25 protein-coding genes are annotated in these 20,581 nt (G+C 62.5%); 23 read left to right on the forward strand and 2 right to left on the reverse strand.

What is annotated here, in order from left to right:
* Positions 1-42 precede the first annotated feature (42 nt).
* From QTI05_RS22730 to QTI05_RS22830, 22 genes are all read left to right on the forward strand, one after another.
* Positions 43-678, forward strand: coding sequence for a hypothetical protein (locus QTI05_RS22730; protein WP_286657896.1), 636 nt, complete (start codon positions 43-45; stop codon positions 676-678).
* Positions 679-688: 10 nt separating this feature from the next.
* A complete protein-coding gene (locus QTI05_RS22735; RefSeq protein ID WP_286657897.1) occupies positions 689-1,648 on the forward strand; it encodes a major capsid protein in 960 nt (319 codons plus the stop codon).
* Positions 1,648-2,202 (forward strand): class I SAM-dependent methyltransferase, encoded by a 555-nt coding sequence (locus QTI05_RS22740; protein ID WP_286657898.1) that lies wholly within the window; start codon positions 1,648-1,650, stop codon positions 2,200-2,202. The genes QTI05_RS22735 and QTI05_RS22740 overlap by 1 nt, the downstream gene beginning before the upstream one ends.
* Positions 2,199-2,882 carry a motility associated factor glycosyltransferase family protein gene (locus QTI05_RS22745; protein ID WP_286657899.1) on the forward strand — a complete coding sequence of 228 codons (684 nt, stop codon included), beginning with the start codon at positions 2,199-2,201 and terminating at the stop codon, positions 2,880-2,882. Before QTI05_RS22740 ends, QTI05_RS22745 begins: the two co-directional genes overlap by 4 nt.
* Position 2,883: 1 nt before the next feature.
* A complete protein-coding gene (locus tag QTI05_RS22750) occupies positions 2,884-3,375 on the forward strand; it encodes a DnaT-like ssDNA-binding protein (protein WP_286657900.1) in 492 nt (163 codons plus the stop codon).
* Between the two features lies 1 nt (position 3,376).
* Positions 3,377-3,733 carry a hypothetical protein gene (locus tag QTI05_RS22755; protein ID WP_286657901.1) on the forward strand — a complete coding sequence of 119 codons (357 nt, stop codon included), beginning with the start codon at positions 3,377-3,379 and terminating at the stop codon, positions 3,731-3,733.
* Positions 3,730-4,134 (forward strand): HK97 gp10 family phage protein, encoded by a 405-nt coding sequence (locus QTI05_RS22760; RefSeq protein WP_286657902.1) that lies wholly within the window; start codon positions 3,730-3,732, stop codon positions 4,132-4,134. Before QTI05_RS22755 ends, QTI05_RS22760 begins: the two co-directional genes overlap by 4 nt.
* Positions 4,131-4,544, forward strand: a complete 414-nt coding sequence (locus QTI05_RS22765) for a phage tail terminator-like protein (protein WP_286657903.1) — start codon at positions 4,131-4,133, stop codon at positions 4,542-4,544. Before QTI05_RS22760 ends, QTI05_RS22765 begins: the two co-directional genes overlap by 4 nt.
* A gap of 78 nt (positions 4,545-4,622) precedes the next feature.
* Positions 4,623-5,267 carry a phage tail protein gene (locus tag QTI05_RS22770; protein ID WP_286657904.1) on the forward strand — a complete coding sequence of 215 codons (645 nt, stop codon included), beginning with the start codon at positions 4,623-4,625 and terminating at the stop codon, positions 5,265-5,267.
* A complete protein-coding gene (locus QTI05_RS22775; protein ID WP_286657905.1) occupies positions 5,267-5,593 on the forward strand; it encodes a phage tail assembly chaperone in 327 nt (108 codons plus the stop codon). The genes QTI05_RS22770 and QTI05_RS22775 overlap by 1 nt, the downstream gene beginning before the upstream one ends.
* A gap of 17 nt (positions 5,594-5,610) precedes the next feature.
* A complete protein-coding gene (locus QTI05_RS27885; RefSeq protein WP_353505969.1) occupies positions 5,611-5,910 on the forward strand; it encodes a DUF1799 domain-containing protein in 300 nt (99 codons plus the stop codon).
* Positions 5,907-8,894, forward strand: a complete 2,988-nt coding sequence (locus tag QTI05_RS22780; protein ID WP_286657906.1) for a phage tail tape measure C-terminal domain-containing protein — start codon at positions 5,907-5,909, stop codon at positions 8,892-8,894. Before QTI05_RS27885 ends, QTI05_RS22780 begins: the two co-directional genes overlap by 4 nt.
* Positions 8,891-9,823, forward strand: coding sequence for a hypothetical protein (locus QTI05_RS22785; RefSeq protein ID WP_286657907.1), 933 nt, complete (start codon positions 8,891-8,893; stop codon positions 9,821-9,823). The genes QTI05_RS22780 and QTI05_RS22785 overlap by 4 nt, the downstream gene beginning before the upstream one ends.
* Positions 9,824-10,714, forward strand: a complete 891-nt coding sequence (locus QTI05_RS22790) for a phage/gene transfer agent baseplate hub protein (protein ID WP_286657908.1) — start codon at positions 9,824-9,826, stop codon at positions 10,712-10,714. It abuts the gene before it with no gap.
* Positions 10,711-11,163, forward strand: a complete 453-nt coding sequence (locus tag QTI05_RS22795; protein ID WP_286657909.1) for an NlpC/P60 family protein — start codon at positions 10,711-10,713, stop codon at positions 11,161-11,163. The genes QTI05_RS22790 and QTI05_RS22795 overlap by 4 nt, the downstream gene beginning before the upstream one ends.
* The gene (locus tag QTI05_RS22800; protein ID WP_286657910.1) at positions 11,160-14,357 is read left to right on the forward strand and encodes a phage tail protein; all 3,198 of its coding nucleotides are present in this window, start codon (positions 11,160-11,162) and stop codon (positions 14,355-14,357) included. Before QTI05_RS22795 ends, QTI05_RS22800 begins: the two co-directional genes overlap by 4 nt.
* Positions 14,357-15,310, forward strand: a complete 954-nt coding sequence (locus QTI05_RS22805; RefSeq protein WP_286657911.1) for a hypothetical protein — start codon at positions 14,357-14,359, stop codon at positions 15,308-15,310. Before QTI05_RS22800 ends, QTI05_RS22805 begins: the two co-directional genes overlap by 1 nt.
* Positions 15,307-15,966 (forward strand): LamG-like jellyroll fold domain-containing protein, encoded by a 660-nt coding sequence (locus QTI05_RS22810; protein WP_286657912.1) that lies wholly within the window; start codon positions 15,307-15,309, stop codon positions 15,964-15,966. Before QTI05_RS22805 ends, QTI05_RS22810 begins: the two co-directional genes overlap by 4 nt.
* Positions 15,967-16,039: 73 nt before the next feature.
* Positions 16,040-16,543 carry a hypothetical protein gene (locus tag QTI05_RS22815; RefSeq protein WP_286657913.1) on the forward strand — a complete coding sequence of 168 codons (504 nt, stop codon included), beginning with the start codon at positions 16,040-16,042 and terminating at the stop codon, positions 16,541-16,543.
* Positions 16,527-17,018, forward strand: a complete 492-nt coding sequence (locus QTI05_RS22820) for a hypothetical protein (RefSeq protein WP_286657914.1) — start codon at positions 16,527-16,529, stop codon at positions 17,016-17,018. The genes QTI05_RS22815 and QTI05_RS22820 overlap by 17 nt, the downstream gene beginning before the upstream one ends.
* Positions 17,015-17,491 (forward strand): lysozyme, encoded by a 477-nt coding sequence (locus QTI05_RS22825; RefSeq protein WP_286657915.1) that lies wholly within the window; start codon positions 17,015-17,017, stop codon positions 17,489-17,491. Before QTI05_RS22820 ends, QTI05_RS22825 begins: the two co-directional genes overlap by 4 nt.
* Positions 17,488-18,006 carry a DUF2514 family protein gene (locus tag QTI05_RS22830; RefSeq protein WP_286657916.1) on the forward strand — a complete coding sequence of 173 codons (519 nt, stop codon included), beginning with the start codon at positions 17,488-17,490 and terminating at the stop codon, positions 18,004-18,006. Before QTI05_RS22825 ends, QTI05_RS22830 begins: the two co-directional genes overlap by 4 nt.
* 90 nt (positions 18,007-18,096) lie before the next feature.
* Here the strand turns inward: QTI05_RS22830 and QTI05_RS22835 are convergent, their stop codons facing one another.
* Together QTI05_RS22835 and QTI05_RS22840 are read right to left on the reverse strand one after the other, a co-directional pair.
* Positions 18,097-18,363, reverse strand: a complete 267-nt coding sequence (locus tag QTI05_RS22835; RefSeq protein ID WP_286657917.1) for a hypothetical protein — start codon at positions 18,361-18,363, stop codon at positions 18,097-18,099.
* Between the two features lie 104 nt (positions 18,364-18,467).
* Positions 18,468-19,478, reverse strand: coding sequence for a site-specific integrase (locus QTI05_RS22840; RefSeq protein ID WP_286657918.1), 1,011 nt, complete (start codon positions 19,476-19,478; stop codon positions 18,468-18,470).
* Between the two features lie 110 nt (positions 19,479-19,588).
* Between QTI05_RS22840 and dusA the strand changes: the two genes are divergently transcribed.
* Complete coding sequence (dusA, locus tag QTI05_RS22845) at positions 19,589-20,578, forward strand: tRNA dihydrouridine(20/20a) synthase DusA (RefSeq protein ID WP_286657919.1); 990 nt, start codon at positions 19,589-19,591, stop codon at positions 20,576-20,578.
* Positions 20,579-20,581 lie beyond the last annotated feature (3 nt).

A 20,581-nucleotide genomic window follows, 5' to 3' on the forward strand; every position in this document is an offset into this window, starting at 1 on the left:
TCTTTGTGGCAGCGCCACGCAACACTGACCTGAGGTCACACCATGAGTATTGATTTGAACGCACCTGAGGTGCAAAAAGCCATCAAGGACGCCGTCACGAGCGCAGTTGAAGAGGCCACCACTGGCCTCGTCTCCAAGCGCGACGAACTGCTGCGCGAGGTGAAAGAACTTCGCAAGGGAAAGACCATCAATCCCGAGGATGTCACGAAGCTGGAAGACCAGATCGAGGCGCTCAAGGGCCAGGTGACCGAAGCCCAGAAAGCAGCGAAGACGGCGACCTCCCAAGCCGAGAAGGACCGCAAGGCCCTGGAAACGGCTGAAGGCTTCACGCAGCGTCTGCTGGTGGACAACGGGTTGAACGATGCGCTCGCGAAAGCAGGCGTGACGAACCCCGTTCACCTCAAGGCTGTCAAGTCAATGCTCGCGGGGCAGGTGCAAGTCGCAACCGAAGGTGACCAACGTGTCGCCAAGGTCGGTGACAAGGCGCTTGCCGACTACGTGGCCGAATGGTCCAAAGGCGACGAAGGCAAACACTTCGTCGCTGCCCCTGCGAACAGCGGTGGCGGGGCTGGCGGCGGCGGAGGCAGTTCGAACGCACAAAAGGGCGATCTCGGCGGCAACAAGGACGAACGTCTGAAGGCCATCGAAAGTCGCTTTCCCAACCTGACAACGCAATAGAGGTACGCCAATGTCCTTGACCAACATGAAGGTCTTCAACGAGACCATCCAAACCGCAACGATCGAAACTCTCGGCCAGATGGTCGAGAAGTTCAACGCCGCCTCCCGCGGCTCGATCGTCCTGACCAGCCAGGGATTCGAGGGCGACTACCGCTTCGAGAACTTCTGGGCCGGCATCCACGCTGCCCAGCGTCGCGTCGATCGCTATGCGACCAATGCCGCGGCAACCCCGACGAACCTCGCGCAGCTGCAAGCCATCGGCGTGAAGATCGCTGGCGGTTTCGGCCCGATCCAGTTCGAGCCGGGCCAACTCGCCTGGGTGCAGAAGTCGCCGGCCGAAGCGGTCGAAGTGATCTCGCGCAACATGGCCGAGGCGATCATGAAGGATCAGCTGAACACGGCCATCGCCGCGCTCGTGGCTGCCATCGAAGCCCAAGCCACTGCCACGCACGACACCAACACCGGCCCGATCTCGTACATCGACCTGAACCTGATGCACGCGAAGTTCGGCGACAGCTCGAGCCTGATCGTGGCCGACATCGTCGACGGCGCCACCTACCACTCCCTGATCGGCCAGAACCTCGCCAACGCGCAGGCTCTGTTCCAGTCCAACGGCGTGCTGGTGGTGGACATCCTCGGTAAGGTCATGGTCGTGACCGACGCCCCGGCGCTGCGCGAGACCGGCACGGGTGCCGACGTGAAGGCGCTGGGCCTGGTGGCTGGTGCCGCGACCGTCTATGACGGCTCGTCGCTGATCACGAACATCGAGACCACCAACGGCCTTGAGCGCATCGTGACGACCATGCAAGCCGACTACGACTTCGGCCTCGCGCTGAAGGGCTACGCCTGGGACACGGCCAACGGCGGCAAGTCGCCCACCTCGGCCGAGCTCGCAACCGGTTCCAACTGGGACAAGGTCGCGACCGACATCAAGCACACCGCGGGTGTCATCACCCTGGCGATCGTCTGATGGATCACACCGCGGCAGAGCGCAGCAAGTACCAGAAGATCTGGACGGTGGACGGCTACAGAGTCCGTTCGCCAGGCTTGCGGCATCTGCCCGGTGCTCTCGAGTGGATGCAGCCGGAGGCCGGCGCATCCATCACCGATTGGGGCTCCGGCTCCGGTCAAGCATCCGATGCGATGCACAAATTGGGCTTCGATGTTCGCATGGTGGACATCGCGGCAAACGCCTATCGAGGCGACCTGAAGGTCATCGAAGCGTGCCTGTGGGAACTTCCCGAGGACATGCCGGCGACCGACTACGGGTTTTGCGCTGACGTGATGGAGCACCTCCCCCCTGAAAAGGTCGAGGCCGTGCTCCAGCAGATCGCAGCGCGCACCCGCAAGAAGTGCTATTTCCAGATCGCGCTGTTCCGCGACCACACATTTACAGAGGCCGGCCCCCTGCACTTGAGCGTCTTCCCGCCTGAATGGTGGGAACAGAAGGTTCTCGCGTCTTTCAAGACTGCCGAGTTCAAGCTGATCGGACGCAAGCATTTGCTGGCCGTCGCAACACCATGACCGATTTCAACGACCTCTTCCTGAAGCACAAGGGCAAGCGCATCTTGGTCATGGGCGGTGGCCCGTCGCTTGAGGTGGATCTTGACGAACTTGACTTCGACATAGCGATCAGCACCAACGGCCACGGCGTCGAGTTCGTGAAGCCCGACTATGTGCTGGCGATGGACGAGACCAACAAACGCACCTCGTCGCCGATGGGCGCCTACCTGCGCAGCGTGACCGACGCGCCGATCATCAGCCCGCACGGCTACGCAGACTTCCAGCTGGTGACGTGGCCTCAGTCGCCGCGCTTCGTGCTCTCGGGCATGGTGGCGACGTGGGCCGCATTCGTCATGGGCGCCAAAGTCGTGCTTCTGGCGGGATGTGACGGCTACGGCGGCGACAAGGGCTTCGTGTTCGAAGCGGAGAAGATGGCGCGCGATGTGAAGTGCCCGGTTCGCGTGGTGGGCGGCGGCCCGCTGACGAAGGTCTGGGACGAATACAAGCCCGCGGAGAAGTTCGGCCGCTACCAGGCGCACAGCTCCATCAATGGCTGGCTCGACGTAGACGAGCGGATCACGGTTCGCGCCCGCAAGCCATCACATGTACTTGGCCGTGAGCTCGCCATCGGTGAAGAGGCCAAGGTCATGCGCCACCAGGTCGCGCGCCTGCTGAAGCACCGCATGGTCGAGGAAGTCTGACATGGCACTGGTCGTTGCACCCACTGAGCCGGCAGAGGCTTACATCTCGGTCGCTGCCGCTGATGCGTACTTCCTGGCACGCGGAAATGCGACATGGGCCGCCCTGACGACCACCCAGAAGGAACAGAACCTGCGCAAGGGCGCCGACTTCATGGGCCAGGTGTACGGCACGCGCTGGCAGGGTTATCGCGTCTCATCGACGCAGGCGCTTGACTGGCCGCGTTCTGGCGTCGTCGCTTTCGACTTCGATGTGCCGTACACCTCGATCCCGACAGCCATCGCCAACGCGAACGCAGAATTTGCACTGCGTGCATCGACTGGCGAACTGCTGGCCGACCAGGGTAGAGCGACCAAGCGCGAGAAGGTCGGCCCGCTCGAGGTCGAGTACATGGATTACGCCACGATGGCGACCACATACCCGGCGATCAATGGGATGCTCCTTCCGTACCTGAATGGCTCTGGCGGCACGTTCCGCAAGGTCGTGAGGACCTGACGTGAGCTTCTACGGGAACATGGCTGCTACGGCGGCCGGTCTCATCACGAAGTTCGGCGCCGCGGCGTCACTCGCCCGGATCACGGCGGGGGCATACAACCCGGTCACTGGCACATCGACGCCGACTGAGGTTGTGCAGGCGGTGCGCGCGGTGGTGCTCGACTACGACGCCAAGATGATCGACGGATCGATGATCCAGCAGGGTGACAAGCAGGTTTATCTGTCGGCGGTGGGTGTCTTGCCACCGGCTGTTGCGGACGTACTGACATGGCAAGGGGTGGCCTACACCATCATCTCGGTCAAGCCGTTGGCACCGGCTGGCGTTGACACGCTGCATGAGCTACAGGTGCGGAAATGAGTTCCTTCGCCTTCGACATCCAGCGCTTCTGCGAACTGACCAATGAGCGCGCATCGACGGTGACGCGCCAGGCTGCACTGAGCATGCTGAACAGCCTTATCAAGCGCTCGCCCGTGGACACCGGCAGGTTCCGTGGCAACTGGCAAACCACCATCGGCGCACCGCCGTCAAGCGTGCTGGAGACGGATGACAAGTCAGGCGCACAGACGCTCAGCCGCGGGCTTGCAGTCCTGGCCGACTTCGAATGCGGGCCGCCGATCTACCTAGTGAACGGCCTTCCATATGGTCGTCGCCTTGAAAACGGCTACAGCCAACAGGCGCCGAGCGGCATGGTCCGGCTCACGGTGAACGAGTTCCGCAAGTACATCGCGCAAGCAATCGAACAGGCGCAGAGCAAATGAGCACCAAGGCATGTCGCGCGCTGCTGGAGGCGCGGGTGAAGACGTGGGCCGATGCCCATAACCCGGTGCTGCCCATCGCGTTCGAGAACGTCAAGTTCACCAAGCCGGCATCGGGCATCTACCTGCGCACCTTCACGCTGCCGAACCCGACCGACAGCCGATTCATGGAGGCGACCGACCGTGTGTATATGGGCGTCTTTCAAGTGTCGATCGTTGCGCCTCTCCAGACTGGCCCGGCCGCGGCTGAAGCCATCGTCACGGAACTGGAAGCCCTGTTCCCTCTAAATCTTGATCTGACCAGCACTCTCAAGGTCACGACCATCACCCCCGTTTCTGCGGCGCCCGCTCTTCAAGAGCCGGACGCCTATGTCACACCAGCGTCGTTTTCCTACCAAGCAACGACCTACTGAGTTCCCCCGCCCTTTCGTGGGCTTCTGCAACCTGGCCGCCATTGAGCGGCCTTTTTCATTTCCGAAAGGGCATCCGCCATGTCTTCCTACTTTCCCAACAAAACGATCCTGTCGATCAGCTCGGCATTCGGTTCGGCCTTGACAGTCAGCGCCATCACCAACGCCAATCCCGGCGTTGCGTCCTCGACGGCGCATGGCCTCAGTGACGGCGATATCGTGCTGGCGTCGTCCGGCTGGACCGACCTGAACGACCGCCCGGTGCGCGTGGCTGGCTCGGTGACCAACGCCTTCAATCTGGAAGGCTTCGACACCACGAGCACGACCCGCTTCCCGGCCGGCGCAGGCGTTGGCACCGTCAAGGAGGTCACTTCCTTCGTGGCGTTCTCCCAGGTCACCGACGTGCAGACCGCGGGCGGCGAGCAGCAGTACTTCCAATGGGTCTACCTGGAAGACGGTCTGCAACGCCAGAAGCCGACGTTCAAGAACGCGCGCTCGATGACCGTCTTGCTGGACTACGACAACGCGCTGGCCTGGTACACCACGCTGCTCGCGCATGACCTGTCTGGCGACACCCAAGTGCTGCGCGCGGCGCTGCCCAACGGCAAGGTCTTCTACTGGTCGGTGGTTGTCGGCTTCGACGGCGAGCCGAACTTCAACATCAACACCAACATGCAGGTGACTGCACAGCTGGCGCTGGTGAACCCGCGGTCGACGAAGTACTGATGTTCAAGCTCAAGGCTGATCCGACCTTCCAAGCGAAGGTCGCTTTCCCCGTCTTTGGCGGGGCATCCGTGGACGTGCAACTCACGTTCAAGCATCGCACCAAGGCCGAGCTTGCGAAGTGGCTGGAGGAAGGTCGCCAGACCACGGAGGGTTCCGTTCGTCGCACCGACGAGCAGACCTTCTTCGAGATGGTGGTGGGCTGGGAGATCGACGAACCCTTCAACAAGGAAAACGTCGCGATCCTGCTGGACCACCACATCGGCGTGGCGCTGGCGACATACCAGACCTACATCGACGAGCTGACAAGGCATCGCGAAAAAAACTAGTCGGCGCCGCCCGTCACCTGTTCGATCCTCCGGATTGGGCGGGCCGCGCGGCGCTTGGCTTTGAGCCAGAGGACTTCGGGGACGAGCGCTTTGAGGTCTGGCCCGACAACTGGCTGGCAGTGGGCGTTTTCACGGCGATGCGAACGCAATGGCGGGTCGGGATGGCCGGGGCCTACGGGCTTGACCTGAACGTCCTGCCTGAGATTTGGCGCCGCCTGAAGGTGCCCCCCTCTGAACGAGACGAGATCTTCGAGTCGCTACTCCTGATGGAGGGGTCGGCCCTGGAGTTCATGCACAAAAAGAAAGCCGGCCAATGACAGATTTCGCCGAGTTGGGCATCAAGGTCAACAGCAGCCAGGTCAAGCAGGGCGCTGCTGATCTGGACACGCTGTCGGCCGCTGCCGCCAAAGCGGAGAAGCAGGCTGCCAACTTCGAGAAGAACTTCGGCGGTGCCGCGAAGGCCGTTGGAGAGACGGGCAAAGCGGCAAAGACCGCGGCCAGTTCGATCGACGACTACGTGCGAAAGCTCGAGACTGTCGCAAAGACGAACGGCATGAGTGCGCGCGAGACGAAGCTGTACGAGCTTTCTCTTCGCGGTGCCACCAAAGCCCAACTCGAGGCGGCGGATAACGCACTCAAGCTGGACGAGGGATACAAGCGCGGCATTGCCATCGGCAAGTCGGTCCGCGAAGGCTTCATCGCCACGGCGGACGCTGCCCTGAAACTCGGCGCGGCCTTGGGTGCCGCTGCGGCTGGCGGCGCACTCCTGTTCAACAAGATCGCCGACAGCATCGCGAAGTACCAGGAACTGAGCGAGAAGACGGGCGAGACGGCCGAGAACATCGCCTCCCTGCAGCCTGCATCCAATGCATCTGGTGTCTCGCTCGACACCGTGGCAACGGCATCAATTCGATTGACGGCGGCGCTCTCCAAGACTGATGATGAATCAAAACTCGTCGCCAAGGGCATCAAGGCCCTGGGCCTGAACTTTGACGAGTTCAAGCGCATGTCTCCGGTTCAGCAGCTGGATGCTGTCGCCAAGGCCATGTCTGGTTTCGCGGACGGCTCGGAGAAGTCTGCTGCTGCCGTGGCGATATTTCGCGGCGCCGGAGCAGAGCTACTCCCATTCTTCAACGATCTGGCAGAGCAGGGCGAGCGCCAGATCCGTCTGACCAATGAACAGATCAAGGCGGCCGACGACTACACCAAGGCCCAGGCCAAGATGCGCGGCGAGATCACGCTGCTTGCGCAGCAGATCGTCTCCGCTTCGATTCCGGCAGTCACAGATCTGTCGGGTGCGATCCGGGACGGGATCGTCCAAATCTTGGGGATGGGCACAGCAGCCGACCAACTCAAGAACAACAACAGCATCGGCACGTTCGCAGAGGACGGCGCGCGCTTCCTGGCGAACCTGCTGGACATGGCCGACAAGGTCGTGTTTGCTTTCCAGTACGTCGGCCAGACCATCGGCGCCACTGCCGCCATTGCCGCTGCCGCAGCACAGGGTGAATTCGGGCAGATCGGCGCCATCATGGACGCGGCAAAAGAGAAGGGTGAGCAACTTCTCAAGCGCCCCAACTTCGCCGAGAGCCTGGACAAGCGCATTGCTCAGCGCAACGCCGACGCGGCACAGCGTCGGCAGGAGGATCGCGGCTTTACGCCGTCGCTGCCGCGCATCAATGCGGCTGGGCTGAACACCGACAGAGGCAAAAAAGGAAAAAGGGACAACAGCGCGGCACAGGAAGCAAAGGCCCAACTCGCCTTCGACTTGGAGGACATCCGCAAGGCGCAGGATGCCCTGTCCAACACGATCGCCAATGGCGAGAAGTTGCTCGAGGCGCGTCGTTCGGCCAACCTTGTGACCGAGGGTGAGTACTGGAAGCAAAAGCGAGACTTCCTGATCCAGAACGATGCCGCACAGCAGGCTGGTCTGGAAAAAGAGATCGCGCGCCTGAATCAGGAGAAACTGACCGGCAAGGACAAGATCGACAACGATCGCAAGATCCTGGACGCGCAGTCGAAGCTGAACAAGCTGCGCGAGAACGCAGCCACCGACCTTCAGGTGCTGTCCATCAAGGAGACGGACGCACTCGACAAGATTCGGATCAAGTTCGAACAGGCGGAAGCGGCTGCACAGTCCTACGTCGATACGATCTCAAAGCAGAACGACCGGGAGATTGCCGGCCTCGGGAAGGGCAACCAGGCCCGCGACATCGACAGTCGCCGCAGCCAGCGGGAAGACCAATTCCAGAGCCGTCGCGATCAACTCGACAGCCAGCGTCGCGCCAACCAGATCACTAGCGAGGAATACGAGAAGTTCCTTGCGATCGAGGCCAGCGCCCACAAGCGCTCTCTCGCAGCTGATGAGAAGTACTGGAAGGAAAAGCTCGAGAAGCAGCAGGACTGGAAGGTTGGAGCGACCGAAGCCCTGCAGAACTTCATCGACGAAGCCAACAACACCGCCAAGCGCACGGAAACTGCCATCGCGAGCGGCCTGAGCGGGCTCAGCGACTCGATCACCGACGCCATCATGGGCGATGGCACGAAATCGTTCAAGGACTTGGGCAAGAGCGTCGCCCGCCAGTTCGTCAAGGGCTTCGTTGATACCGAGATCCTCAAGCCGGCCGCCGAATTCCTGAAGGACGCGCTGAAGGGCGACAGCACCTCCGGGAGTGGCCTGAGCGGCATCCTGAGCATGTTCGGCCTTGGCGGTGGCTCGAAGGGCGCTAGCACTGTTTCGGGTGCCGCTGGTGCCGCATCCAGCGCCGCAGCCGCGGCAGCTGCTCAGTCGACCCTTGCAACGACTGCAACAGGCGCCACAGCGGCCCTCAGCGCGCTTGCCACTGCTGCTGCATCCGCTGCAACGGCGATGGGCGGCTCCAGCCTTTCCAGCGCACTAAGCCTGGCGAACGGCGTCGGCGACTCCGGTGGCGATGCACTCGGCTCCCTGATCGGAATGATGGGCTGGTCTGAAGGCGGCTTCACCGGGCAGGGCGGCAAGTATCAACCGGCCGGCATCGTGCATGCCGGAGAGGGAGTGCTGAGCCAGGAAGAGGTTCGCTCGATCGGTGGCGAGCATGGCTTCAACTTCCTGCGCCGGATGATCAAGCGCGGCTATGCCGATGGCGGGTTCGTTGGGTCGGTGCTTGGCGGAAACCTCGCACCACAAGGCGGCGACACCAACAACAACCAGAAGCTCGAGGTGCATAACCACTTCGCAGCCGGCACCACAAGCCAGACGATCGACCAGGCAACCCAGAAGTTGGGCGCCGCGCTTCGCAAGTCGCAGAGGAACGCATGACGATCACAGTGCTGACCAACGTGGTCATCCCGCAAGGGATCCTCACGGCCGGAATCACCGGGGAACTCTCTCGCCAGAACAAGCGCGGCCAGAACATCGGCGGCTTTGCCACGGTCAACGCCTACCGTGACGTGACGATGCGCTCTTACCAGGTCGGCACTGGGCCGATGCGTCAGGATGCCGGCGAAAAGCTTGTCGGAGCGTTCGAGGTGACCGACGCCGGCACCTTCGGCATGCTCTACGAAGATCCGATCGACTCAAGCGTGACGGTTGCGAATGGGGCTCTGCAGGGCTATATGCTTGGCGTCGAGTACGGCAACCCCGGCTTCGGCAATGGTGGCCCGGTCTACGGCTTTCGAAAGATGTATGCCGTTTGGGGTGGTGCGCTCTCTCGCGCTCGCGCCTTCACGCGGTTGAACGGAACGCCGTCCCTGTACCGCGGTGGCACGCCTGTGACCATCGGGGTTGCGGCTGGCAATGCGGCCATCAGTGCCGGCCCCTCCTACGTCACCTTCGTGGCAGATGCTTCGCAGAGCGTCACGGCTGTCACGGTGGGGGCGACCACGCAGGTAACGCTTTCCGCGGCTCTTGCCGGTCTGGTCGTCGGTGGCCGCCTCTGGCTTCAAGACCTGACCGGCACGCATGCGTCACTGCTGAACAGCATGAGCCACGAGATCACCGCCATCACGGGCGGCAGCTTGAACGTCTACACGCTGGCGACAAACACAGCAGGCAAGACGATCACTCCGGCAGGGACTGGCAAGAAGTACCCACAGACCGACGAAGCTCTGACCGTCGCAGCGCGGTTCTATGTGCCTGTGCATTTCAGAAACGACACCCTGGCATGGGAACTGGTCATCGCCGGCCCGACTGCGAAGCGCGAGATTGTTGTGGCTTCCTGCTTCCTAGACGAAATCCGGGAAGCGTAGATGAAAACGATCCCGATCGCCCTTCGCAACGAGTTTGCGAAGGGCTCAACCACGCGCGCCTGGTGCTGGTACTTTGAGCAGAAGGGTGGGGCGGTCTTCACCGTCACAACCTGGTCGCGCGACCTCCTGATTGACGGCCTGATCTACAAGGCCAAGGACGGCGTCAACCCGATGGCGATCGAGAGCACTGCCGACGGCGCGGTATCGAACTCCGAGATCACGGGCGCGCTTTCCGATGACTTCGTAACCGAAGAGCAGATCGTCGGCGGCATCTGGGACAACTGCTTCGTGACCGTCTTCGAGGTCAATGCCCGCGATCTGACGATGGGCCGCATGTCTCTCGTGTCGGGCTGGCTGGGCCAACTCTCCTGCGGCCGGATGGATTTCAAGGCCGAGCTCCGCAGCCTCGCCCAAGCCCTGCAGCAGACCATTGGCGATGTCTACCAGCCCATGTGCCGAGCGCGCCTGGGTGATTCGATGTGCAAGGTCGACGTGGAGGCGCTGCGCGTCACCAGCACGCTCACAGCAGTGACGAGCCGCCGCACCTTCACCGACAGCGCGCGTGGCGAGGCGTCCGACTGGTTCGGCGCTGGACTCTTCCGAGTGCTGGCCGGGCCGTACACCGGAATGGAGATGGAGGTTTACGCCTTCGCTGCTGGCGTCTTCACGCTGTCTCTTCCATTGCCGTTCGATCCGACTGTATGGCCGGCCTATTCCGTCGTGCCTGGCTGTCGCAAGCGCCACGAGCGCGGTGGCCTGTTTCCCGCGGGAATCTCCGACTGCCGCGACAAGTTCAACAACGTGATCAATTTCCAAGGCGAGTGGCCTGCGGGCTTTCCGGGCAACAACCGGATCCTCGGTCTCGGCAGCATGGTGGGGCAGCAGTCATGACGCAACAAGAAGAGATCGTCGCAGCGGCGCGCAGTGCCTTGGGCAAGCGTTGGGCTCATCAGGCCAGAGGCGAAGACGGCAAGACCGATTGCGCCGGCCTGGTGCTCACGGTGGCGAAAGAGATCGGCTTCCTCGACTGGGATATCCCGTCCGACTATGCGCGCACCGCAGCGTCTCACGAAATGCTCGAGGTGTGCCGTCAGCATTTCATCGAGATCCAGAGGCCGGATCTCCGCCCGGGCGACATCGTCGTTCTGCGCTACCCCGACACAAACCACATCGGCGTGATCGGAGACTACCCGCCAGCCCCCAAGAGCCACGTATCGATCATCCATGCGACGGCGTTTTATCCGCGCTGCGTGGTCGAGAACCGCTTCGACGACATGTGGATGAAGATGGCCGGCGCCAGGCTGACCGGCTGCTTCCGCTTTCCGGAGAGGGTGGCATGAGCGACGGACGCACCTGGGGCACAGTCATTGGCGGTGTCGTCGGCTTCTTCACGGGCGGCATCGGCTGGGCCGCTGGTGCTGCGATCGGTGGGGTTGTCGGTGGCTTGCTTGAGCCGAAGAAGCACACCGAAACCAATCGCATCGACGACATCAAGGTGTCGCTGAGCAAGTACGGCGATGGCATCCCGGAGACCTTTGGCGGCAATATCCCTTCGGCAACTTGCGTCTGGTCGACCTACGTCATTCAGTTGCCCGAGAAGCAATCTGGCGGCAAAGGCGGCGGCACTGAGAACACGAACTACCGCCAGTTTATCCAGAGCATGTGGTGCCTTGGGAAAACGCCGCCTGAGGGATCGACCGTCAGCATCCGCAAGGCATGGATCGACGGCAAGCTGAACTACGACTCTTCGAATGGCCTGTCGGCATCGCAGGCCCTGGCGACTGAAGAGAACCCGTTCGCATCGATCGCCATCCTCCCCGGCTTCGATGACCAGCTGCCCGTTTCGCTGATCGAGTTGTACGAGGGCGTTGGAAACGTGCCGGCTTTCCGCGGGCGGATCTGCCTGTTCATCTTCGGCCTGGAAACCCCTGGCGGTCGAATCCCTCAATTGCAGTTCGAGCTTCTCATCGATGCCGACGTAGGCCCGGAGATCATCACTTTCGTCCTGAGCCCGTCTGCATCGGAGGACGAGGGCGGTAGCCTGATCAAGGCCGACAGCATCTGGGAGTGGTCAACCAGCTACAACGGCGCCGGCAACCCGCTGACGCTGTCGGTTCGCCATGGGGAGGCAGGAGCGCTGCAGCCTGCTGGGCAGATGAACATCGCCGAGGGCGGAAACACCCCCTACCCGGTGATCGGGAGCGACGCCAGCATCATCGCTCCGTATCCGACGACGGGTCAGTTGAACCTGATCAACCTGATCGACCTGACGAGCGAGGTGCTCTACACCGGGGGTGCGGACGGTCCCGGCTCCAACTATGGTCGCGCGGCCTACGACGCAGCGTCCGAGTTGTACGCAGTTTGCAGCTGGGATGACGGCGCAACCGAAACACCCATCGCGATCGTTCAGCCTGGTGCCGATGCGATCTTCTGCGACACGATGCCGGGCGATGGGGACGGCGCCTGCCTGGCGTTCTACAACAACATCGTCTATGCGGTGGTGTACGACGGCACGAAGCCAATCCTCGTTCGACGCATGCAGGATGGATCGGCCAATGGCGCCTATCCAGACATCGAGGGGCCTGTCGTCAACTTTGGCCTTCGGTGGTCGTCGGTGCGAGTCGATACGAACGGCGTCTATGTCTACGCGGTCGAGAGTTCAGGATTCCCTGGCCGGCTGTACAAGGTGGACCTTGCTGCCGAAGCCTGGACGCTGCTTCTGGACGACACCGGCCCGACGCCAGCGACGGTTTCGAGCACCATCTCTTCCAGCTTCTACAGCTCCGACACGCTGGGCATCTTCGGCCCGACGTTCTCGAGCGGCCCTCCCATTGGCTACAACCTGATCCGCTTCGTCGTCGTCACCCCGGTCCCTGCGCGCGCAGACGATTTCATTGAGAGCCAGTGCCTTCGCGCGGGCCTGACTGCAGATCAGTTCGATGTTTCCACCATCGACGACACGTTCTGGGGGTTGACGCTGAAGAGCCCAGCGAGCGCCCGCGCGAACATCACGCCAGTGATGACCTATGCAGGCGTCGGGGTGGTGGAGGAAGACGGCTTGCTGAGGTTCTTCCATCGCAAGGACCATTCCTCAGTCGTCACCATCCCCTACGAAGAACTTGGATTCGCGGAAGACGGAAGCGAACCGGGCGACCCGTTCCCCTTGGTGCGCGCCAATTCGCAGGAGCTTTCCAGAAGCCTGACGCTCACCTACAACGATCCGAACTTCGACTACCAGGTCAGCACGGTCAAGGCGTTCTTTCCGTCGGCGGATGACGGCGCAGATGATGCGGAAACGCTGGACATGGCGATCGACGGGAGCAGCGCGCAGACCGTCTGCCGCCGGATTCTGCTCGAGCGGCGTCTTTCGCAGATCACCCGAACCCTGGCGGTCTCGCGCAAGTATTCATACCTGAGCGCTGGCGATGCTTTCGAGGTGCTGTCTCAAACCGGAAGCTACGGCGAGTGGGTTGCAAGCAAGGTCACGGACACGGGCGCTCGCATCGAGATCGAATGCTTTCCGTCCGACACGGATCTGCTCATCCAATCCGTTCCGGGGCCGAGTGGCTACCGTGCCCAGACCATCGACCCGCTCGCTCCGCAGACTCGGATGCTGCTTCTGGATTCGCCAATCTTCCGGGACACCGACAACAACGCCGGCCTCTATGTTGCGGCCGAAGGCTACGGTCCCGGCTGGCACGGCTACACGCTGTGGGTGGGTGACGATGACACCAATCTGGAGGATCGCGGCTTCGTGAACGAGCCATGCCCGATCGGCTTCGCTGAGAGCGCCCTCGGAGACTGGACCTACAACAGGCTCGACGGCAAGAACAGCGTCATCGTGAGCATGGGAGAGGACGACCTCAGCAGCACCACCGAATTGTTGCTGATGACAACGCGCGTCAATCTCGCCCTGATCGGGAACGACGACCGATGGGAAGCCATCCAGTTCATGACGCGATCGGATCTCGGGAGCGGCAGATTCCTGCTCTACGGTTTGTTGCGAGGTCTCTTTGGAACCGAGCGGTTTTGCGGCACGCACCAGGCGGGCGATCGGTTCGTGATGATCTCGACCACTGGGATGTTGCGCCCCAACATGGACGCGGGCGAGATCGGCCAGACCAAGAGCTACCGGCCGGTTTCCCTGGGCCGCAGTTTCAACAGCGTCGCCTCGGTGCAGTTCGCCAATGAGGCGGTTGGGCTTCTGCCCTACAGCCCATGGGACGCGCGCAAGAGCAAGGCCGCGAGCAACGACCAGACGCTCACATGGCAGCGCCGCAGCCGCCTATCGACCAACGCCCTGCGTGGAACCGTTCCATTGGGCGAGGCCGCCGAAAGCTACTCGATCGAGTTCTACACCAGCAGCGCCTTCACGACGCTGGCCGGGACGCTGACCAGCACCACCAAGACTCTGACGATCACCAGCGCGCAGCAAACCGCGTTCGGGCTCACGCCTGGCGCGACTCTCTACGTTCATATCCGGCAAGTGTCCGACATCGTCGGCGCGGGCGCTCCACTTGAGGCAACCCTGTAATGGCAAATTCAACTTCTCCGGTCCCTCAAGTCGTGGAGGGCACAGGTGCCGTCCAGAAGATCAACGAGCAATTCGATGCTGGATCGCAAGCGCTCGTCGGCGGTCGCAACGCGGCTGTGTCTGCGCTGCTCGCGTTCGGGATCATCGGTGGCAGGGTCAACGGCCAGAACGGCGCGAACACCACGCTGAACCTCACGGCAAGTTCGACCAATTACATCGTCTGGAAGAAATCGGACGGCGTCATCAGCTTCGCCACAGGCACGACCAATTGGGACAACAGCGCCGACTACTGGCGGCTTTATTCGGTCGTCACCAACACGACCACCTGGACGAGCTACACGGATGAGCGCTCAAGCTCACAGGGGATCTTCGGCATTGCCGCGGTGGCGCTGACCAATCCCATGACCACGGCCGAAGACATCATCAAGGGTGGTGCTTCTGGAGTGCCTGCACGTCTGGCCGCTGGCAGCAATGGGCAGGTCTTGTCCGTGGTGGCCGGCGCGGTCGCATGGGCTACGCTGGCCGGCACTGGTGATGTTGTCGGTCCTGCTGTTGCCGTAGACGATCGAATCGCGACCTTCGATGGCACGACCGGAAAGTTGATTCAGGACGGTGGGAAGACGATTGCCGACCTGCGCTCGCCGGCCATCCAGTCGGTCACGTCGTCCGCCACGGTCACGCCAACGTTTCTGGATGACATCGTGCTTATCACGGCGCAGGCGGCCGGCCTCACTCTGGCGAATCCGACCGGCACGGCCATCAGCGGGCTCGGAATGGTGATCCGCATCAAGGACAACGGCACTGCGCGCTCGATCGCCTATGGCACCCAATACCGCGCCATAGGCGTGACCCTTCCGACCACGACCGTCCTTAGCAAGACGCTCTATCTGGCGATGATCTACAACGCCGCGGATACCAAGTGGGACGTTGTGGCTGTGGGGCAAGAAGCATGATGCCCTTCCAGGCCATGCGCCTGCGCAATGCAGCCGGTGGCCCTGCGCCGTCGACCGACATCATCCACATGGAGTACGAGGCCGGGAACCTGTCCACCGTCTTCACCGACACCGGGACCGGCGCCTCTACATGGACCGGCACGGGCGGCACCTTCTGCTCCACAACAGTGATTCTCGCTGGCGTTTCATCGCTGCGAACGACCGCGGACACGGATTACCTTGAGACGGCTTACACCACCGGCAACAGAATTCCACCGACTGGCGATTGGGATCTTGATTTCCTGTTCCGCCTGGGGAGTTCCGCTGGTGTCTACGTGCTGTCTTGCCAGGACGCCAGCGCGACAGCAGCGGGCACTGCTTTTGCCGTCGCGACCAGCGGCGGATCACAGCCTGTCATCGTTCTTAGTGATGGCACCACGCGGTCTGTGATCGTGGGCCCGACGGCTGCTCTTTCGGCCACCACGAACTACACGGGGAAAGTGACGCGACGCGGCTCAACCATCGAGTTCTTCGTAAACGGTGTGTCCCAGGGCACCGGCACCTTCAGCGGAACCATCAACACGCCAGTCGGTGGCGTCTGGCGGATCGGGAAGCCTTTGTTCGGTTCGAACAATGGCAACGGCGGCTATCTAGACAACCTTCGGCTGTACCAATGAAAAACCTCTACACCTTCATCCTGAACTGGATCGTTGCCAAGTGGAAGCGCCTGCGCGAGCGGTGGAGCAAGCCATGAGCCCATTCGTCGCCAACCTACGCGGGTACATCCTGCGAGCGGGGAGCATCCCCATAGACCAGGACAAGGCTGAGGTCCGAATCTATGCCGCGCTGCTGACTGCTGTTGCAGGCTACTTCCTGATCGCCGAGCCAATCTTCATATTGCTCACCGTGCCGCAGTCGCCGCTGTTCCGCGTGGCGGCTTTGGCGCCTTCGGCCTGGTGCGTCATTGCCGCCTTTCTGATCTGCCTGATCTGCATGGTGCCTCATCTTTTGGCGCTGCTGTTCAGACCTTCCAGCCTGAGCGCCCGATGGCCCCGCGGCTTCGCTGCGCGCGCTGCGTTCGGGGCGGCTGTGACATGGCTCTATCTCGGGAACTTGGCGATGCCGATGGATCTCGGGGCGATTGAATGGGCCTACTTCCTTCGGGCGTTCGGAGCGCTGATGCTTTCCTTCAGCTACGGCTACTCCGTCAACGCCCAGCAGGGCAGAGAGATCCTCCATGCAAAAGACGACTAGCCGACTCCTTGTGGCATGGCTGCTGTGCTACAGCGCCTTGACCTATGCCGCTTCCAGCCTTGTTGATGACGTTTTCCAGTACGACTGGGCGTCCCTGGTCTGCGCGCTTGCTGCCGGGCTTCTGGGAGGTGCGGGCCGGACCATCCTCACCCTGGTGAGCGACAAAGAATTCGTCGGCAACATCCGCCTCGTGCTGATGAAAGACTTGGTCGTCGCCATGATCGGCGGCGGCTTCGCGTACATCGCAATCCAGGGCTACAACAGCTTCGTGGGTGGGTTGACGATCGTCTCCCTTCCGCCCATCGCTCGAGACTTCCGGATCCTTGTGATCGTCGTAGCCGGCGCCTCTCGTGGCCGCTGGCTCGGCACGGTCGACCGCTTTGCCACCGATGTTCTTTCCAATGCCCGTCAGAAGCTTCGCGGCGGCGCGCCTGAGGATCCGCCCTCTGTCAGGGCACCACTGGAGATCAAATGACCATGAAAATCTCTGAAAGAGGCGTCGACCTCATCAAGGAATTCGAGGACTGCAAGCTGACAGCCTATCCCGATCCGAAGACGGGCGGCGCACCATGGACGATCGGTTGGGGCGCCACTGGCCCGAACATCGGCCCCGGCGTAGTTTGGTCCCAGGCGCAAGCCGATACGCGTCTGTTCATGGACATCGCGGAGCGTGAGGCCGCGGTTGACGCGGCAGTGAATGTGCCGCTCACACAAGGCCAGTTCGACGCGATGGTCTCAATCGTGTTCAACGTGGGCGCCGGATCGAAGTATCGAGACGGCATCATCCGCCTGAAGGATGGCCGGCCGTCGACGCTGCTGCGCAAACTGAATGCGGACGACTATCAGGGCGCCTCGGAAGCGTTCGACTCGTGGGTCAGCCCCGGCAGCAACGTCGAACGCGGCCTGCGCCGTCGTCGCACTGCCGAACGAGCGGTGTTCGAATCATGATGGCGCTCATGTCGCCGAAGGTCTGGATCGCTCTGGCCTTCGCCGGCCTGCTGGCGATCATCGGGCTACAGCAAGTCCGCGTGAGCAATTGGCGCGCAGCCGAAGCAGCTGCACGCGCATCCCTGGCAGCAGACCGCGCCACCTACGCGCAGGCCGCGCAGATCGCCGAGCAAGCCGCTCGAGCCGAAGAATCCCGCCGAAACGAAGCCACCAGAAAGGTCGTGTCCGATGCCCACATTGAAACTGCCGCGGCCAAGGATGCTGCTGGTGCTGCTGAGCGTGCTGCTGTCGAGCTGCGCCAGCGTCTTGCCAGCCTCATCGCCACCGGTCGTAAAGCCGCCAGCAATCCCAGCGCTCCCGGACGAAGCCCGGGTGACCAAGGTGGTGACGCCCTCGATCTGTTCGCCGGGGTGTTCTCGCGGGTTGACGGCGCTGCGGGCGAGCTTGCTGCCTACGCCGACGCCCTCAAAGTAGCGGGGCAGGGCTGCGAGCGCTTTGCGGATTCCCTGCAATGATCGCCCGCCTCATCGAGATCGCCGGCTGGATCGCTATCCCCGCCGTGGTGGTGCTGATCATTGCGGTTGCATGCTCACCGCGTGGCACATTCACCGCTGATACGGTTGCCCAGCCGCGAACGGCTTCCCATCCCCAACGTCCCGCACCTCTCGCGTTTCAGGGATCGGGGTGGCTCCCGGATAGCGGGCCTGCGCTTCTTCGGCCGTCATCTTGAACGGCGAGCGCTGGGGCTTCTTGCGCCAGGCGTCGGGCGGCAGCATCCAGGCGAAGTATTCGACTTCCATGGCGGCAGGATAGCTCACCTGGATCACCTCCGGATAAAGACGCCGCAGCATCTCGCGCCAGCGCCCGAGCATTGACCTTGCTGGCAAACCAGAGACTGAGCGGACGGCAGTCGTCCTGCATCAACTCACAGGGCGGCCAGCCGGTCTTTTCGGGCTCCATATCAGGTAAGGTGGAATCACCGATGCAGATCTCTCGCGCGCAACTGGGTGTAGCGGGCGAGCTGCTTCGGGTCTTTGTGGCCGGTGATCAGCATCATTTCCAGAATGCTGTACTTGTTCGTCCCGACCAGGCGGCTGATTGCCTCGTGGCGTAGGTCGTAGAGGCGCAAATCTTCAATCCCCAGGTCCCGGCAGGCTCTCGGAAATACCGTGCTCCAGGTGTCGCCGTTGACCGGGAAAATGAACTCTGCGCCTTCGGGGTGAGGCTGGCGGTCGATGATCGCCATGCACTCGCCCAGCAAGGGGACGATCTGATTGTTTCCGATCTTCTTCTTCGGGTCCTTGCGGTCGCGGATCAGGATCGTTCGATGCTCCCGGTTCAGGTCTTCCCACCGAAGTCCGACTATCTCACTCGGTGGCCGGAAGCACGACGACAGAATGAAGTCGATGTGATCGGGGGTCAGCGTCTCGCTGTGAGCGCGAAACCATCCGCGCAGTTGCTCGATCTCGGCCGTTGTGGGGCGTCTGTCCCGCTCTTGCCCCCGTTCCAGCAACCCCAGATGGCTCAGCGTTTCCCGCGCGTCATCCACCACGGACGGGTGGACCGGGATCTTGTGCAGCGCGCGCCCCATTTTCAGCACGCTCTTGAGGTAGGTCAGGTCAATGCCGGCCGTCACCCCCGAAACCTTCCGGTCCGTTCGGATGTACTCGACCACGCGATCCGGTGTCAGGTCGGCCAGCTGCACCTTGGCGAGCAAAACCCCCATCGTTTTCAGCACCGCGGCCTTGTTCCTGCCAAACGGCTTCGACTTGCCCACCTCATCCGTGTAGACCTCGATCAACTTGGCAACCGTCCAGGCGTCGCCCTTCGGGATCACGCCAGCCGATAGTTTCTCGGTGTCACCCTCGATTTGCCGAGCCCACGCCGTAGCGAGCGTCTTGGTGGAGAATGTCTTGGTCTGTGTCGGGTAGCCCTTGCGCCGGACCTGTGCTCGCCACTTCAAGCCGATTTTTATGATTGATGCCATGGTTTCCTGTAGCGCTGTCGTAGCACTCAGGAAATGTAGATTAGTTTTTGCCAGTGGCGATACGTGCAAGCACTGAGACCGAAAAGCTCGGCGATTCAAGACCTTACGTAATGCCGACAACCACTTACGACGCAATGCGCCTTTCGGTTGCGCCCATGATGGACTGGACCGACCGGCACTGCCGCTACTTCCACCGCCTGCTCACGCGCCGCGCGCTGCTCTACACCGAGATGGTGACGACCGGCGCGCTGGTGCATGGCGACGTGCCGCGGCACCTGCGCTTCAACGCCGAAGAGCATCCGGTCGCGTTGCAGCTGGGCGGCAGCGAGCCTGCCGACCTCGCGCATTGCGCAAAGCTGGGCGAGACCTGGGGCTACGACGAGATCAATCTCAACTGCGGCTGCCCGAGCGAGCGCGTTCAGCGCGGTGCCTTCGGCGCCTGCCTGATGGCCGAGCCGCAACTGGTGGCCGATTGCGTGAAGGCCATGGTCGACGCGGCGAGTGTGCCGGTCACGGTCAAGCACCGCATCGGCATCGACAAGACCGAGAGCTACGCGTTCGTGCGCGACTTCGTCGGCGCGGTGAGCGAGGCGGGCTGCAAGACCTTCATCGTGCATGCGCGCAATGCCTGGCTCAAAGGCTTGTCGCCCAAGCAGAACCGCGAAGTGCCGCCGCTGCGCTACGAGCTCGTGCACCGGCTGAAGCACGACTTTCCGGCGCTGCGCTTTTCGATCAACGGCGGCATTGCCGATGCGGACACGGTGCACGGCCAGTTGCGCCTGCTCGACGGCGTGATGATCGGCCGCGAGGCGTACCACAACCCCTGGTGGCTGGCCGGGTGGGACGCAGCGTTTTTCGGCGAAGCGCCGCGCGAGCTCACGCGCGAAGACATCGAAGCCCAGATGTGCGACTACATGGCGCGCGAGGCGGCCGAGCATGGCACGCCCTGGTCGAACATCGCGCGCCACATGCTCGGCTTGCGCAATGGTTTGCCCGGCGCGCGGCGCTGGCGCCAGGTATGGAGCGACCACAAGCTCAAGGGCCTGGGCGCACATGCCGTGATGGCGCTGGCGCACGAGCCGGTCGCGCAGGAAGCCTAGTTC

The organism is Variovorax fucosicus (assembly GCF_030316825.1).
In the GTDB taxonomy this organism is placed as follows: Bacteria; Pseudomonadota; Gammaproteobacteria; order Burkholderiales; family Burkholderiaceae_C; genus Variovorax; species Variovorax fucosicus.